Source organism: Dorea sp. AGR2135, from assembly GCF_000420885.1.
Taxonomy (GTDB): Bacteria; Bacillota; Clostridia; order Lachnospirales; family Lachnospiraceae; genus Dorea; species Dorea formicigenerans.
In genome coordinates this window covers 144,569-160,798 of record NZ_ATVU01000002.1, presented here as the reverse complement: position 1 = coordinate 160,798, position 16,230 = coordinate 144,569, and the positions used below count along the sequence as shown (strand labels likewise).

The following is a 16,230-nucleotide window of genomic DNA, read 5'->3' as shown; positions in this document are numbered from 1 at the left end:
TGGTAGGAGAAAATAAATCGAATGGAGATAATAATATATGTGTTACTGTAAGCATAAAAAATATGCTAGAAGCAAACAGGAAATGCTGGAATGGGAAAAAGGATGCTCTGAATATTTGAAAAGCGAAAACGCTTGGAAGTATAGTTTTGATTCAGAATATTCAATGGTAGATTGTGAACAGTCAGTTCTTTCACAACTAATATTTATTAGATTATTTGGAAAAGTAATTAAATTCACAAACATAGAAATGGTAGAAGGCGGAAGAGCAATTAGTATTGAAGATAAAAATATAAAAAAAGACTTTTTGTTTGATATCATGCATAATCCTAAAAGTTGTCAACCTCATGAGCAAGCACAGTTTTATGCTTGTGATAAATTGAAATTTGAAGAATTATATCATACAATTGGCAATATGGCTCCGGTACCTAAGACAATAGTTTCAAAAAATTATGGTCCTAATTTACAGCATATTCATAAAGATTTAAATGAACTATGGCCTTGGTTTTTAAAATTTTTACAAGATAATTGGAAAGAGTTTCCCACGGAAGTAGATACGCTAATGTCCTTCAGAGAATATATGACGTATACTTGTCAACAAATATATTTTACTAGAATATTTGATAAAGTATACAAACTATATAATGAGGGAAGGAATTGGGAAGAACTGATTTATGAGTTAGAAAGGGAAAAAATTGAAAAAACTGATACGTTGATATCATTTAATAATTTGTTTAAGGATGAAGAAAGTATTTCAGAAATGGATAGGCGAATAAAGTTTCTCATTGAATTGCGTGGGAAATATATTATTCACTTGCTAAATGATGATAAAAAAATTGATTTTAAGAACTAGAGAAGCCCGGAAAAGAATGCATTGATATCGGTATGGAAAATTTGGGAGAGAGCGACCAGTTCAGAAACTTTGATGTTCATACGGTTGGTTTCCAGCTTGGCATAGGTACTTTTGGACATGGAAATCCCCATCAAGTTCAGCTTTGCAATGACCTGGTCTTGGGTAAGTTTATTCTGATAACGGATAGTTTGGATATTTTTTCCAATATCCATGTCTGGTCTGATTTTCTGCATCATAGAGTCCTCTCGTCTTCTAAATGTTTCGCAATAAAGAAACTTTATATTGATTTTACTGGTTTCACTTTTTATAATGTTTCGTAATAAAGAATTATTTTTAAGAAGGGTGATGTTTATGCACCAGAGAGATATGGAACGGTTTGCTTTTCTGTTCTTATGCGGAAAGCATGACAGGGGCATCCTGCTGGGAAAAGAAAAGATGACGTTTTCTGACTTGGACAGGCTGACCTATATTACAGATTTCCTTGGATTGAAATTATATAATCTGGAAATCTGGAATACTTACTCTGGACAGTTTGCCGAGCAGTTTCAAAGGCTGGAACAGTTATATGATGAGACCAGCAGTATTGTATCTTGGGATCCAACAGAAGCAGATGAACATCTTCATGACCGTTGGATTTGGGATTTCTGCGGTCAGGTACCGGACAGGAAAAGTCGGAAGCAGCTGAAAGAGATTATAAAACAACAGTATCAAGAAAAAGGATTGGTAGATCCGACAGAGACAGACATCGTGTAGGTGCCTGTCTTTTTTTCGCAGAAAATTATGAAAAATAGAGAAAAAATCTTTGGAGGGAGGTGATAGAAAATATGAGTATCAGTATCCATGAATTATTGGCAGTGGCAAGGGAATCAGAGGGCGTGAAAGCAGTGAAAGGTGATGCTATGTTGTGTGAAAAACGGTTTGCACCGTCTACCCGATATATGGTGGAGTTTTTGCTGCTGGAACAGAGCGAACAGTTCGGAAACAAAGGAGAGTATCATAGATGTTTTCTTACGAAGGAATCGTACCACGAGCTGATAGAACTGCAAAATGTAGGAGTTTTGCGCTTTCAGAGGCGGGCTCTTGTGCTGGAAGGAATACTTCACTATCTTCCTGCCCAGACAGGTTGTCAGGGCAGGGAATAAAAAATTTAACAGGCTGGAAAGAAAAAATTCCAACCGGAACAAATTTCAAACTCTGGGAAGTTCTTTCTCCGGAGATTTTTCTACAGAACAATAGAAGAAGGGAGTGGTAGGAAATGGTGATTGGAATCGATCACGGGTATTATGCCATCAAGACAAAACAAGTGTGTTTCCCTACAGGGATTATCCGCTATGAATATGAGCCTTATACGATGCAGGGTGTTCTTCAGTATCGGGGAGAGTATTATGTCTGCGGGACTGGGCGGCAGACCTTAGTAAAAGATAAGACTGCCAATGACAATTATTATCTTTTGACACTGGCTGCACTGGCACAGGAGATTCGGAAGCGGAAAGGAGAGAGAACTGTCAAGGTTGTTCTTGCAGCCGGGCTTCCTCTTGCCGGTTTTGGAAGGGAAAAGCAGAAATTTAAGGAGTATCTGTTTCGAAAGGAACAGCCCGTCCGATTTTTCTACGAAGGGGAACGCTATGAAATCCAGATTGAGGATGTGAAACTGTTCCCCCAGGGGTACTCGGCCCTGGCTCTTTACCCGGAATATTTAAAGGATGAACCGTCTGTTCTTCTCATTGACATTGGGGGCTGGACCGTAGACTTAATGCGGCTTGATAACGCTGTTCCCAATGCATCTACCTGCAGAAGTTTGGAATTGGGAGTCATTCGGTGTATGGATGAGATTCTGGAACAGGTGCGCAGAAACACGGGATTGTCCGTTACAGAAACACAGATCGAGCGTGTGCTGAATGGACAATCCTGCAGTATACCTGTGGAAGTCGTGTCTTTGATTGAGAAACAGGGCAGGATTTATATTGAAAAAATACTGTCTGCGATTACCGAGGCAGGCTTTGATCTGCGGGCAGTTCCTTCCGTTTTCATGGGAGGCGGAGCGGCTATTTTTCAGCGCCGTGTCAGCGAACAGGACCGCTTGTGCCGACCGATTTACCTAACAGACGTCCATGCCAACGCAGCCGGATATGAACGGATTGTGGGGCAGATGAGGACGCTGTGAGCCGCCCGGTATTTTCCTTCCGCCCAAACCTTAAAAATCCGGAGCATGAAAAAGCGTGGCGAATTCTAATGGATGTTCCGGCAGGGCAGAGGAATCAGTATCTGGTGGATGTGATTTTAGAAAAAGAAGAGCGGGAAACCTTGCGGAAACTGATTCAGGAGACTGTTCGGGAAGAACTAAAAAGTGGCGATATGGAACGAATACCAGCACAGGAAAAGGAAGAAATTCCCGATCAGATGCTGGATTTTTTATTTCAGATGGAGCAGGAGTAAAGGGGGTGAGGCCTATGGACAAAGAAAGTATGGCATTGTTGGATCTGCTTGGGTTTTGCATGCATTTGACATGGATTCTTTAGTGGGTATTGTGAATAGCTTTCTTTCAAATTTTGGAGTATGTTGTGTATAACAAAACGAAAGGAGAAACGCAGATGGCAGAAATGAAGAACATATGCGGAAAGATCCCGGTGGAATTACATGAGAAAGTACGAGCCGAGATCGAAGAGAAGGACACGAGTACACAGATATTCATCCAGCAGGTGATTGAAGAACATTTTAACAGACTGGAAGATAAAGGAGAAGAGAGCATGGAAAAAAGAACATTAGCAGTACAGGTCACAGAGGAATTATTCCAGAGAGTCAAATGGGCAGTCGCAAAGGAAGGCATCAAACAGAAAGATTTTCTCATCCGCATTATTGAAAAAGCGGTGGAAGAGGTAGAAGCCAAATGGAAAGAACTGAAACAGCCGGAAGAAACCCCAGAAGCAGACAGACTGGAAGAAGCAGAAGGACCTGCAGAAGAGACCAGTGAAGAAGAGATTACCCAAGAGGGAATCGAAGGGATGGAAGCTGCGGAGGAAGAACCAGACGATGAGAACTTCGAGGAATCCGCACAACTGGAAGAGGAAGAACCAGATTCAGAACTTCCCGAAGATGCAGATGAGGAAGAAGAACTGTCAGAATCCGAGGAAGAAACCGAAGAGATTGCATAATGCCAAATACATAGAACTTAAAAACCAGCAGGTGGTGTGGGAAAGAAAACATGCCGCCTGCTTTTCTCAGCAAAGGAGGTTGATAGCCGCAACCATTCGATTTTTTGATTTATTCAGCGGGATCGGGGGATTCCGGGAAGGGTTAAGACGCGCAGGCGGTTTTACATGCGTAGGGCACTGTGAGGTGGATGCTTATGCGGATAAGAACTACCGATTGCTGTTCGACACAGAAGGGGAGTGGTTTTGTAATGACGCAAGAACAATCGAAACAGAGCGAATGCCAGACTTTGATCTTTTGTGTGCAGGATTTCCTTGCCAGGCATTCTCTATCGCCGGAAAGCGAGGAGGATTTGCAGATGCCAGAGGAACTCTGTTCTTCGAGATTGCCAGACTGGTTGCAGACAAGCGACCTGCGTATTTCATCCTTGAAAATGTTCCCGGACTGCTTTCGCATGACAAAGGCAGGACGTTTCACACCATCCTCAGTACGCTATCTGAGCTGGGGTATGGTGTGGAATGGAAAGTGCTTAACAGCAAGGATTTTGGAGTCCCCCAATCCAGAAAGCGGGTGTATCTTGTCGGATATCTTGATCGAAGATGTGCCGGAAAAATATTACCTTTCCCAACAGCAAATGGAACGCCTCTTGTTCAAGTCCAGACAGGCAGACAGGGGGAACGAATCTACAAAGCCGAAGGGTTAAGCTGTACCCTGACTTCCGGAGCGGGAGGCGTTGGTGGAAAAACCGGATTATATGAGGTTGGTGTTCCTATCAAAGAGAATACCAAGCAGGGATATAAGATGGCGTATCCGGGAGACAGCATTGACCTGGGATATGCAGGAATGAACACCCGGAGAGGGCGTGTGGGGCATCAAATCGCCCATACCCTGACCACAGGAATCCAGCAGGGGACACTTCATTTTGTGGATTTGTCTCCGCCACCTCTGGTGACAGAGCATTGCAGATGTCTGAATACCAGACAGTCCGGCATCCATAATCACAAAGGAGAATGCTCCGGTGTATTAAAAGAGGAAGGTGCCAGAGCAGTGCTGACTCCGGGAAGAGAAGAAACCCGGCAGAATGGCCGGAGGATGAAGGAGCCGGAAGAGCCGATGTTCACCATTACTGCCACAGATAGGCATGGAGTTGCCTATCGGGGCAGAATCCGGAAACTGGTGCCAAGGGAATGTCTGAGACTGCAGGGGTTTTATGACTGGCAGATTGACCGCATCGAACAGGATACTTCGGACAGCCAGCTTTATAAACAGGCTGGAAATGGAGTGACTGTCAACGTGATCGAAGCCATCGGAACGCTTCTTCGGCAGGCAGATGCAGAAATCCGGGCAGAGGATGAAAAGACAAAGAGGTAAGGCAGTATGGCAATTGGAATTCAGAACCAATACTTTGGTACAGAGATTGAGATGACAGGTATTACCAGACAGAGGGCTGCAGAAGCAGTGGCAGAATTGTTTGGAACACGCGCAGTTTATGATGGCGGATATTATCAAACATGGTCTGTGATGGACCGAGAAGGGAAAAAATGGAAGTTTATGTATGATGGCAGTATCTATACACAACGCAGGGAGCGTGGCCAGATGGTTCATGCCGGAAGTGAATATAGTACGGAGATGGTAAGCCCGAAACTTGAGTATTCTGAGATGGGAAAACTACAGGAAGTAGTCAGGTGTCTCAGACATCACCGGGCAAGAGTGAATGAATCCTGTGGGCAGCACGTTCACGTGGATGCCTCAAATCATACGGCAAGGAGCCTGAAAAATGCCATGACGATTATGTATTCGAAAGAGGATATTCTGTTTAAGGCATTGAAAGTGCAGACTTCCAGAGAAAGCAACTATTGTCAGAAAGTACGCCCTATTGTGTTGGAAAAAATCCGCAGGATGCCAAACAGCACCATTTCTATGGAAAAGCTGAAACAGATATGGTACGGAGGCAGGGATGGAAGTCATGATCATTATGACAGTACCCGGTATTATGCCTTAAACCTGCATGCAGTGTTTTCGAAGGGAACGCTGGAATGGCGGTGTTTTGAAAGCACCCTCCATGCAGGAAAGGTGCGGGCAAATATCACCCTGGCGCTTGCCATTTCCGCCCAGGCCATCAATCAGAAATGCACCCAGATGCGGAAAACAGAGATTACAGAAAATCCGGCATTTACCTTCCGTACCTTTTTATTGCGGCTGGGGCTCATTGGACCGGAATATAAAAATGTCCAGGAACATCTGCTTGCCAATCTGGAAGGGGATCGGGCGTGGAGATATGACCGGAGCCAGTACGAATGTTTGAACAGAAATCATCGGGCAGAGGATGCTCGATAGGAGGTAGAGATGAAAGAAACGTATTATTTTGCCTATGGCAGTAACATGAACTTAGATCAGATGGCATACCGCTGTCCGGCTGCTTCTGTAGTAGAGCCTGTCCATTTGGAAGGGTATCGCTTGACATTTTGTGGCAGGGGTAAGGGAAGCGGTGTTGCCACCATTCTGCCGGAAGAGGGAAGTCGGGTAGAAGGAGTACTTTGGAAGATTACATCAGAGTGTGAAAAGAGCCTGGATTTTTACGAAGGGTATCCCCATCTGTATGGAAAGGAGACTGTCAAAGTCCAGGGGAAGGATGGTGTGAAACGGGAAGTGATGGCATATACCATGAATGCCCCGTATAAAGACCAGCCAGCCATTCCCTCTGACCTCTATTTTATGGGGATTGTGGAAGGCTGTCATCAAAATGGGATTTCCAGCCGTTCCATTACCGATGCGTTAAAACGTACAAGACAGGAAGTGGGCAGACAGAAACCCAGTCAAAAGAAAACAGAAGTCAGCAGATAACAAAGCCGCAGGGGAAAGCCTCTGCGGTATTTTTAACGAAAAAAGGAGAATGCAATGAAGAGCAGAAATATCAAAACAAGACTTGCAGCCTTCGGGCTCGCATTGCTCATGGGTCTTAGTCCGCTTGGAAATTTGGCGGATGTCCATGCGGCAGAAAATGAAATTTCACAGAATGCTGTGACAGAAAAAGAAAGTAAGAAAGAATCGGAGCATCCGGTGTCGGAAGTTTCTGAGCAGACAGTGACTGCAGAGGATATCACCAAAGATGTTTCCGACAAGGAATTTATGGCAGAGACCTGCATGGAAGGGATTCAGTATGATCCGGAAAAAGAGGATGTGACTTTGGAACGTATCGAAGCAGAGGATGGCGGTGCGTATCATCCAGACCAGGCAGGGACTTATGTTGCAACTTACTGGGTTATGCCAAAAGATGAGCGTGATGGCTACCCGGTTACTCGTAAGATTATCCTGACGGATATGGAAGGACAGGCCCATGCAGAAGAAAATGGTGGGCAGAAACAGAAAGAGGATACGAAATCCGAAGAAGATTCGGAGACGCCTGTGCAGGAATTTCCGGATGTGGAAGTGACCGTATCCGGAGGGGATGCAGATGCACAGGCAGAAGCGAGAGAATTGGAAGAAAAAATTGAGGAAGGGGAAGTGATGATGCTTTCCGGTGCAGACAATACCTTTACTGCCAGAAGTACGGTACGTCTGGAAAAAGGGGAGGTCATTTATTATCCAAGTTATATTGGAAATTATCTGACCTGCTGGTTTACGGTGAACGGAAAGATTGCTTACTGTCTGGAGTCCCATCGTTCTTCACCGCCAAGTGGAGATTATGTAGCGGAAATTCTGGACAGCAATAAGAATTTGCAGAAAGTGCTGTATTATGGTTATGGTGGCGCCGGGGATATTACCGGAAGTTATCTGTCCGGAAAGACAAAAGAAGAGAAGTATGTGTATACCCATATCGCAGCCAGCTATGCCTATGCAGGCGAGGCAGGATTTACAGGATGTAAGTATGAGGATTTAGTAAAAGCAGGTGTGATTGCTTTCATTGACCATTTGTTTGCCATGGAAGAACCGCCGAAAGGAGAGATTTCTCTTTCTGAGACATCGGTAAAAGCAGTCCGTGACGGAAATGTGCAGAAAACACCGGATATCACACTGTCCGGAGACCATAGAAACTATATATCTGTGAGCGTTCCAAAAGATATTACGGTTTATAACAAGACCAAGGGAACTTCTACAGAGAATGGAAGTCTGCAGATTTACGGCGGGGATACCTTTTATCTGACCGCACCAATGCTTTATACCGGAACCTATTCCTCCGGGGAACTGCACGGTTCTGTGGGAGAGACTTGGAGAACTTTGGTGTTATCCACCGGAAACAATAATCAGGATATCGGAGTGTTTGAATCGGAAAAGGCCAATCCAGTCAGCTTTACAGTCAACTGGCTGGAGATGACAAGAATTGAACTTCTCAAAAAAGATGCAGATACCAAGAATCCACTGGATGGCGCGGTGTATGGTATTTATACAGACAGCAAGTGTGAACATCTGCTGATGGAAATGCCAGCTACCGGGGAAGATGGGAAAGCAGTCAGTGATTATTTCGAAGCTGCCATTAAGACGGTGTATGTGAAAGAAATCAAGGCTCCGGATAAGTATGTGCAGAGTGATGTGATCCATAAGGTGGATGTAAAAGCAGGGAAAACCGTTCTGATCACAGCAGAGGATGACAGAGTAAAAGGGGCTGTCCATATCAAAAAGATTGATAAGGAAACACAAGACTTTCTTCCGCAGGGAGACAGTGCCCTTGCAGGAGCGGTGTATGGTCTGTATGCCAGAGAGGACATTGTACATCCAGATGGGAAAACAGGTGTGTTGTTTAAAAAAGACAGTCTCATCGCCCAGGGTGTGATCAAGGAAGATGGTACTCTGGAATTTTCAGAACTGAATCTGGGAAAAATGTATGTCAAAGAGATTGCGCCACCGGAAGGTTATACGGTAGATGCCACGGAGTATGAAGTGAACCTCACCTATGAGGGACAGGAAGTGGCAGAGGTTACAAGAGACCTGACGGTACAGGAACAGGTAAAGAAACAGGCTTTTCAGCTTATCAAGATCAGTGAGGATGGAGATCAGACGGAAACAGACCTTGTGGAAGGGGCAGGATTCAAAGTCTATCTGGTGAGCAGTCTTTCTAAAGTAGAGAGCGGGGAATTAAAACCATCCAATGGAAACCAGTTTACTGCAGAGGATTTCCGAGGATATGATTTCAGTAAGGAAGAGGTTGCAGTGACCTATGTGGATGGCAAGGCGGTTCCAGTACCGGAACTCATCACCGACAAAAAGGGGTATGCCATCAGCCCAGAACTTCCGTATGGTCTTTATGTTGTAGAAGAAAGTACGGTGCCGGAGAATTTGAAAGCCATTGCTCCGTTTTTAGTAAAGGTAGATGAGGACAGCAGAGAACCTATGGTATGGAGAATCTTTGATGATCGTCCATTTGAATTTTTGTTGAAGATTGTGAAAAAGGATGCACAGACAGGAAATCCGGTTTTAAAAGCAGGCGCATCTTATAAAATCTTTGATATGGAAAAAGAGGAATATGTAGAGCAGACCGTATTCTATCCGAAGAAAGAGACTATCAGTGTTTTCAAGACCAATGAGGAAGGCTATTTGGTAACACCGGAAGAACTGAAATGTTCTACTTACCGGATTGAAGAAGTGAAAGCACCGGAAGGCTTTGTAAGACAGGGATATGAGATGTCTTTGTACGATGGAAAAGAACTGCTTTCTCCATTGGAAGTGACTGGAAAAGGTACTTATAAGGAAAATCCGAAAGAGGGCATCGTGATCAAGGTTTCTTCTGACAGCGCCCATCAGATCGATCCGGATACCGGAGCAGTCATCGTGGAAGTCGAGCAGCCAAATGATGAACAGGTGGGAAGCCTGACATTAACGAAAACCGGGGAACAGCCAGTAGAGGTGAAGGGAGATTCCCTGCTTGCAAAGGCAAAGAGACTGGCAGGAAAGATCAAAGATGCAGTGAGCGGAGAGGATACCGATACCGGGGTGTTCCATGACTTTGTATATGAAGAATCCAGCGTGGAAGGGGCAACTTTTGAATTGTACGCAAAGGATACGATTTATTCCACAGACGGAGCAAAGGATGAGCAGGGCAATCCGGTTATCCGCTATGAAAAAGATGATTTGGTAGCAACACTGGTTACAGATAAAGAAGGAAAAGCAGTGGTGAACAATCTTCCATTGGGTTCTTATTATCTGAAAGAAACTGTGGCAGGTGACCATTTTGTCCTAAATCTGGAACAGAAGGAATTCACGCTGACTCCAGAAGATGATACAGAGGCAGTAGTCTATGCAGGGGTTACCTATAAAAATGAGAGACAGAAGATTTCCATTTCTGTAGAAAAGAAAGATGCTGTCACAGAAGAAAAGCTGGAAGGCGTTATTTTTGGATTGTATGCAAAAGAAGATATTCTGTCCCAGCAGGGTGAGGTTCTTGTTGAAAAGGATACTCTGTTGGAGAAGAAAGGCACTGATGAGAATGGACAGCTTACCTTTGACAGCGACCTGTATCATGGGAAATATTATGTAAAAGAGGAAGTGAGAAAACCAGGTTATCTTCCAAATGAGGAAATCTGGGAAATCGATGCCTCTTACGCAGACCAGAACCTTGCAGAAATCCAGCTGACCAAAGAGGTGGAAAACCAGCCGACTGAGAGCCAGTTTACGAAAACCGATGCTACAACCGGGGAAGAACTGGAAGGAGCCAAGCTGCAGATCATCGATAAAGAGGGCAACATTGTGGAAGAGTGGATCAGTACGAAAGAACCGCACGTGGTATATGGACTGCCAGAGGGAACTTATACGCTCCATGAAGAATTGCCGCCTTATGCAGAGGGCTATGTATCTGCAGAAGATATCGAGTTTGAAGTAAAGGAAGATGGCAGTGTGACCAAGGTGGAGATGAAGGATGCCTATTCCAAAGTGGAAATCTCCAAAACAGATATTACCACAGGCGAAGAACTGAAAGGAGCCAAGCTGCAGATTTTAAATAAAGAGGGTGAGATTCTGGAAGAGTGGGTAACGGACGGGAAACCTCATCTGGTAGAGAAACTTCCAGTAGGGGAAGAGCTGACTCTGCGTGAGATCACCGCACCGGAAGGTTATGAGATCGCAGAGGATGTGAAATTTACACTGGAAGATACCATGGAGATTCAGAAAGTGGAGATGAAGGATGCAAGAACACCGGAAACACCGGGTGTACCGCAGACAGGGGATAATCACTGGAAACCAGTCCTGTTGTTTGTTCTTCTGGGAGTATCAGTAGCCGGACTCATGGTAACCATAATTTATAAGAAGAAACATGGAAAAACGGAAAAAGCGGATGAAGCGAAAAAAGAAGAATAAGCTGTGGATTCTGCAGGCAGTATTGTGTGCTATCTGTATGTTCAGTGCAGCGCTGCTTTATTATGATTATGTGGCCGTTCCCCGGCAGAACCGGGAACTGGTGAAGGAGTTAAAAACCTGCTTCCCGGAGGATATTCCTCCGGGCGGGGACTCTCCAGGGCAAAAAGATGAACAGGCTGGAAGAGAACCGGAAGTGTCTGCCATTGACCTTCGCTCTCTCCAGAGCAAGTATCCGGATGTTCGGGGCTGGCTTACAATCCCGGAGAGTGGCATCGATTATCCGGTACTGCAGAGCAATGCGGAAGATCCAGAGTATTATCTACGGAGAGATTACCGGGGAAACTACGACATCAATGGAAGTTTGTTCCTCCAGGCAGACTGTATTCTGGGAGAATCCGAGAATCTGACCATCTACGGTCACAACATGAACAGCGGTGCAATGTTCGGGAATCTGGATCAGTACGTCTCCTATGATTACTGGAAAGCACATCCCAAGGTGTTTTTTCAGACACAGGAAGGCATGGAAGAATACCAGATAGTGGCAGTCTTGAAAGCCGATGTGTCCATGTTTGACTTTCAGCAGGCATCTTTTCACAGTCCGCAGGGTGCGGAGGCTTATGTACAGCAGGCAAAAGCGCTGTCGCTGTTTGAAACAGGGGTAGATGGCATAGGTTGTGAGAAAACTCTGACACTGGTGACTTGTTCTTATGAGTGGAAGGAAGCCCGGAACATCCTTGTGGCAGTAAAAGTAGGGACTTAAACAGGAAAAGTGTTTAAAGATGGGCACTTTCTTCTGCTCTCTGGGTATCTCCAGCATCTCTTGAGGTAGATGATATCAGGAAGTGTTCAAAAGTACCCGAAAAGTGCAGAATGTGAGACAAGTTGCAGCTGCGAAATGGTGATACAGCACTAAAAATGTTCGAAGTTAAGGAGAATGCACCAAATCGTGGCGATTTATGTAGACATGTGGTGTTGGAGGAGTGTTCAAAAGTGTGTGTTTTTACAACTATCTGGAGATACCTACAGTCCATTTAAAATTTACATAATCAGTAAATCAGTCAAATAAAGAAGAAATTAGGCAGGATATATTCCCGTAAAAAGGAAGGTGTCCTGCCTTTTTGCATGAAAGAGAGGAAATTCATATGAGAAAATTTTATACAGCAGAAGCAGTAACAGAAGGACATCCGGACAAATTGTGTGACCAGATTGCAGATGCAATTTTGGATGTGTGTCTGAAGAATGATGAAAATTCCAGAGTAGCCTGCGAAGTGCTTGCTACAAAAGGAAATATTATTGTGGCGGGAGAGATTACCAGTGCCTATGAACCGGATGTGTTTGCAGTCGTGCGAAAGGTACTGTCTGATATTGGGTATTCCAGTGAGGGGATTGCAATGGATACCTTTGTCCATCAGCAGAGTCCCGATATCGCGGGGGCAGTCGATACTTCAAAAGAACGAAGAGAAGGGGTGTCTGACAATCAGATGGACTGGTTCCAAGGGGCAGGGGATCAGGGAGTGATGATCGGATATGCCTGTGATGAGACGAAGCAGCTCATGCCCATGCCCGTAGTGCTGGCCAATCGGATTGTCCGGGAATTATCTGCTTGCAGACAAAGCTCTTATATTCAGGGGCTTCTGCCAGATGGAAAAGCTCAGGTGACCGTAGAGTATGAAAACGGAAATCCTGTCCGACTGGACAGTGTGGTAGTGTCCTGTCAGCATACGGAGGACAAGAATCTGAAGAAACTGGAAGCAGAGATCCGAAAAAAGGTGCTTCTTCCGGCACTTCGTCTCCTTCCGCCAGATGAAGATACAAAAATTTTTATCAATCCATCAGGTCGTTTTGTCTGCGGAGGCATGGATGCGGATACAGGACTGACCGGAAGGAAGCTAATGGTAGATAGTTATGGCAGCATGGTTCCCCATGGAGGTGGAGCATTTTCCGGGAAGGATTGTTCAAAAGTAGACCGTTCGGCAGCGTATATGGCCAGATATATCGCCAAGAACATTGTCGCTGCGAGACTTGCCAGCAGATGTCAGGTGTCTTTGGCCTATGCCATTGGGGTTGCCCAGCCGGTGATGGTGCAGGTGGATACGTTTGGTACGGGAAAAGTGTGTGCCGATGATTGTCTGGAACTGGCAATCCCTCTGGTGTTTGGACTGATGCCAAAGCAGATCGTGGATACCCTGCGCCTTACCCATCCTATTTTCCGACAGACAGCCGCCTTCGGGCATTTCGGAAGAAAAGAGTTTCCGTGGGAGCGCACCGATAAGGTCGAGGCTCTTCGCAATGCGGTAATCTGATGGCTTGGGTTACAGAAGAAGAATATCAGGCAGCCAAGCAGGTGAGAGCCTATGAGTATCTGCAAATGCATCAGCCGGGGAGACTGAAAAAAACACGGACAAGAAATGAATGGCAGCTTCAGGATCATGACAGTTTTAAAATCAATGAGATTACCAGCAAATGGCATTGGAAATCTAGGGATATTGGTGGAATGTCTGCACTACGGTTTTTGATGCAGGTAGATGGCATGGAATATACGGAAGCAGTGAAAGCCTTGTGTGAGCAGACTCCTGTGTATATTCCAAGAGAAGAGCCAGCCCCGAAAAAGAAGGAGTTTGTCCTTCCCGTGCCAAATGACAGTTTTTATCGGGTGCGGAGGTATTTGAACCAAAGGGGAATCCGGGATGATGTTCTGGATTACTGTGTGCAGCTTGGAATCCTGTATGAGAGCTCCCCATATCATAACGCTGTTTTTGTTGGACTGGATGAACAGGAACATGCAAAGTATGCCTTCCTGCGAGGAATCTATGATAATCGGGGAAAGAGCTTTCGGATGGAACAGGAAGGCAGTGAAAAACAATACAGTTTTTGTGTTCCACCTTTAGGGAAAAGCTGCCGGGTGGCAGTATATGAAGCCTGCATTGACGCCCTTGCTCACATGACACTGGAAGATGGATGGACCGATAAGTACCGCCTGTCTCTAGGCGGGATTGCAGCACCAAAAGAAGGTGCGGAACAAGCAACGAAGAAGATGAAACGCCCGGATGCATTGGAACATTTCCTAAAAGAGCATTCAGAGGTGACAGAGATTGAAATCTGCACCGATAATGACTTTGCCGGGCGATGGGCATGCGAGCAGTTAAAGGAGCAGTATGGGAAAAATTATACCGTGGTCTGTAACTTACCTCAGATAGAAGGATCCGATTATGGAGATCTGGCAAAACAGGCATGGGAAAAACAGCAAAAACAGCGAAGGGAACTAGGGAGGTGAGACAAATGGAAGATACTTTAAAAATTGAATTATTGACACCACTGACAGGAACATTTCTTCCAAATGAGATGGAACAAGATTGGGAAGGAGAGGAATACCATGAATTAGAAGAAGAACAGGTACTCTTTGATGGAGCAGATTTGATACCGTATGTTTCTGAAATTAAAGAGAAGATTGCGGAATACAGCCGTGTCGGATATGAGAATGATAGGAGAGATAATCTGATGGATTACTTTGACGGAAGTGCTGCCATCAAAGAAAAAGTGTTATCCGCAGTTCCATCCGTGAAAGAAGCCGATGGGGTGCTATATGGCTGTACAATTTTAGAACTAAAGGAGTATCTGGAAACGGAAGAATTATCGGAACTGTGTGAATATCTTACCGGACAGTATAGTGATGGATGGGGAGAAGGTTTTGAACAGCAGGAAATTCCGGTAGAGGGTGGTGAACTGTGTGTACACTTTTGGCGACCAATGGATTTTGAATTTCAACAGGCAAAACCGGAAGTCTCAAAAGAAAAGCTGGAGAAACAAGAAAATCAGGCAGATGTTCCGAAACGCCCGAAGATGCATCTCTTAGGAATGGATGGAAATGTATTCGTTATTTTAGGAGCGGCAGGTGGAATGCTGATTAAGGACGGCATGGATGAACAGGCAAATGAAATGTATGAGCGAGTGATGAAATCAGATAGCTACTATCAGGCTTTGAATATCATTAGTGAATATGTAGAAACCGAGTTGAGTGTGCCAGATGCAGAAACGCAGAAAAAACGTTTGCAGCTTTTGGAATGTATTCAGAAAAATAAAAAGAAAAGTAAAAAACAGCCGGAGCGCTGATAAGAAAGGATGATGCCTATGGAAAATACCCTGCAGTTAGGGAACTTATTGAAAGAAGGAACATACCCGGAGGAATATACCGGAGGGAAAAACTGGACAATTTTACATGGAGATACGCTGAAACTGGTAAAAGCATTTCAGCCGGGAATCTTTGATGCAGTCATCACCGATCCGCCTTATGCGTCCGGGGGAACAAAACAGAATGAGCGAAATCGCACGACCAACCAGAAATACAGTAGTATGAAAGCGGAAAATGCCCTGCCGGATTTTGATGGGGATAATAAGGACCAGCGTTCTTGGACTCACTGGATGGCAGAGTGGCTTTATGATGTGCGAAAAGCTTGTAAAATCGGGGCGCCGATCTGCCTGTTTATTGACTGGAGACAGTATCCCTCCATTACCGATGCCCTTCAGTGGGCAGGCTGGATCTGGAGAGGAACCGCAGTGTGGGATAAGGGAAACTCCCGACCTCAGAAAGGGCGTTTCCGCCAGCAGGCTGAGTATATTGTGTGGGGCAGTAATGGCCCGATGCCAATTAACCGCCCAGTGTCCTGCCTTCCTGGGGTGTTCCGTTATGGAAATCCTCAGAATCGTATCCATGTGACAGAAAAGCCTCTGCAGCTTATGAAGGATGTGATTCAGATCTGTGAGCCGGGTGGAAGAATCTTAGACCCGTTTGCCGGAGCAGGAACAACCATCCTTGCAGCGGTGGAAGAAGGCTATGAGGCAGTAGGCATTGAAGTGACGGATGCCTATTATAAGCTGGGCAGTGACCGTGTGAAGTTTGCACTGGAAACAAAGGAAAAAGAAGAGAGCGAGAAATAGAAAGGGCA

General features: G+C 45.1%; 16 protein-coding genes. 15 read left to right on the top strand and 1 reads right to left on the bottom strand.

Features of this window, described 5'->3' with window-relative positions; genetic code table 11:
* Positions 1 to 37 precede the first annotated feature (37 nt).
* A complete protein-coding gene (locus tag G593_RS0102295) occupies positions 38 to 850 on the top strand; it encodes a hypothetical protein (protein ID WP_029730599.1) in 813 nt (270 codons plus the stop codon).
* Here the strand turns inward: G593_RS0102295 and G593_RS0102290 are convergent.
* Positions 847 to 1,083, bottom strand: coding sequence for a helix-turn-helix domain-containing protein (locus G593_RS0102290; RefSeq protein WP_029730598.1), 237 nt, complete (start codon positions 1,081 to 1,083; stop codon positions 847 to 849). The genes G593_RS0102295 and G593_RS0102290 overlap by 4 nt on opposite strands.
* Before the next feature lie 118 nt (positions 1,084 to 1,201).
* Between G593_RS0102290 and G593_RS0102285 the strand changes: the two genes are divergently transcribed.
* From G593_RS0102285 to G593_RS0102220, 14 genes are all read left to right on the top strand, one after another.
* Complete coding sequence (locus G593_RS0102285; RefSeq protein WP_029730597.1) at positions 1,202 to 1,603, top strand: hypothetical protein; 402 nt, start codon at positions 1,202 to 1,204, stop codon at positions 1,601 to 1,603.
* A 71-nt stretch (positions 1,604 to 1,674) separates the two neighbouring features.
* Positions 1,675 to 1,992 carry a DUF5720 family protein gene (locus G593_RS0102280; protein ID WP_029730596.1) on the top strand — a complete coding sequence of 106 codons (318 nt, stop codon included), beginning with the start codon at positions 1,675 to 1,677 and terminating at the stop codon, positions 1,990 to 1,992.
* 113 nt (positions 1,993 to 2,105) lie between these two features.
* The gene (locus tag G593_RS0102275) at positions 2,106 to 3,014 is read left to right on the top strand and encodes a ParM/StbA family protein (RefSeq protein WP_029730595.1); all 909 of its coding nucleotides are present in this window, start codon (positions 2,106 to 2,108) and stop codon (positions 3,012 to 3,014) included.
* Positions 3,011 to 3,286, top strand: a complete 276-nt coding sequence (locus G593_RS0102270) for a hypothetical protein (RefSeq protein ID WP_029730594.1) — start codon at positions 3,011 to 3,013, stop codon at positions 3,284 to 3,286. Before G593_RS0102275 ends, G593_RS0102270 begins: the two co-directional genes overlap by 4 nt.
* Positions 3,287 to 3,441: 155 nt before the next feature.
* Positions 3,442 to 4,002: a hypothetical protein gene (locus G593_RS0102265; RefSeq protein WP_029730593.1), complete on the top strand. Its 561-nt coding sequence runs from the start codon at positions 3,442 to 3,444 to the stop codon at positions 4,000 to 4,002.
* A gap of 79 nt (positions 4,003 to 4,081) precedes the next feature.
* Positions 4,082 to 5,371 (top strand): DNA (cytosine-5-)-methyltransferase, encoded by a 1,290-nt coding sequence (gene dcm, locus G593_RS0102260; protein WP_029730592.1) that lies wholly within the window; start codon positions 4,082 to 4,084, stop codon positions 5,369 to 5,371.
* Positions 5,372 to 5,377: 6 nt separating this feature from the next.
* On the top strand, positions 5,378 to 6,337 hold the full coding sequence (locus G593_RS0102255; protein WP_029730591.1) for an amidoligase family protein: 960 nt from the start codon (positions 5,378 to 5,380) through the stop codon (positions 6,335 to 6,337).
* Positions 6,338 to 6,346: 9 nt separating this feature from the next.
* Positions 6,347 to 6,844, top strand: a complete 498-nt coding sequence (locus G593_RS0102250) for a gamma-glutamylcyclotransferase family protein (protein ID WP_029730590.1) — start codon at positions 6,347 to 6,349, stop codon at positions 6,842 to 6,844.
* A 54-nt stretch (positions 6,845 to 6,898) separates the two neighbouring features.
* Positions 6,899 to 11,287 carry a SpaA isopeptide-forming pilin-related protein gene (locus tag G593_RS0102245; protein WP_029730589.1) on the top strand — a complete coding sequence of 1,463 codons (4,389 nt, stop codon included), beginning with the start codon at positions 6,899 to 6,901 and terminating at the stop codon, positions 11,285 to 11,287.
* A complete protein-coding gene (locus G593_RS0102240) occupies positions 11,265 to 12,047 on the top strand; it encodes a class B sortase (protein WP_029730588.1) in 783 nt (260 codons plus the stop codon). The genes G593_RS0102245 and G593_RS0102240 overlap by 23 nt, the downstream gene beginning before the upstream one ends.
* A 382-nt stretch (positions 12,048 to 12,429) precedes the next feature.
* Positions 12,430 to 13,590, top strand: coding sequence for a methionine adenosyltransferase (metK, locus tag G593_RS0102235; RefSeq protein ID WP_029730587.1), 1,161 nt, complete (start codon positions 12,430 to 12,432; stop codon positions 13,588 to 13,590).
* The gene (locus tag G593_RS0102230; protein WP_029730586.1) at positions 13,590 to 14,561 is read left to right on the top strand and encodes a DUF3991 and TOPRIM domain-containing protein; all 972 of its coding nucleotides are present in this window, start codon (positions 13,590 to 13,592) and stop codon (positions 14,559 to 14,561) included. The genes metK and G593_RS0102230 overlap by 1 nt, the downstream gene beginning before the upstream one ends.
* A 5-nt stretch (positions 14,562 to 14,566) precedes the next feature.
* A complete protein-coding gene (locus G593_RS0102225) occupies positions 14,567 to 15,397 on the top strand; it encodes a hypothetical protein (protein WP_044993923.1) in 831 nt (276 codons plus the stop codon).
* Between the two features lie 18 nt (positions 15,398 to 15,415).
* The gene (locus tag G593_RS0102220; RefSeq protein WP_029730584.1) at positions 15,416 to 16,222 is read left to right on the top strand and encodes a DNA-methyltransferase; all 807 of its coding nucleotides are present in this window, start codon (positions 15,416 to 15,418) and stop codon (positions 16,220 to 16,222) included.
* Positions 16,223 to 16,230 lie beyond the last annotated feature (8 nt).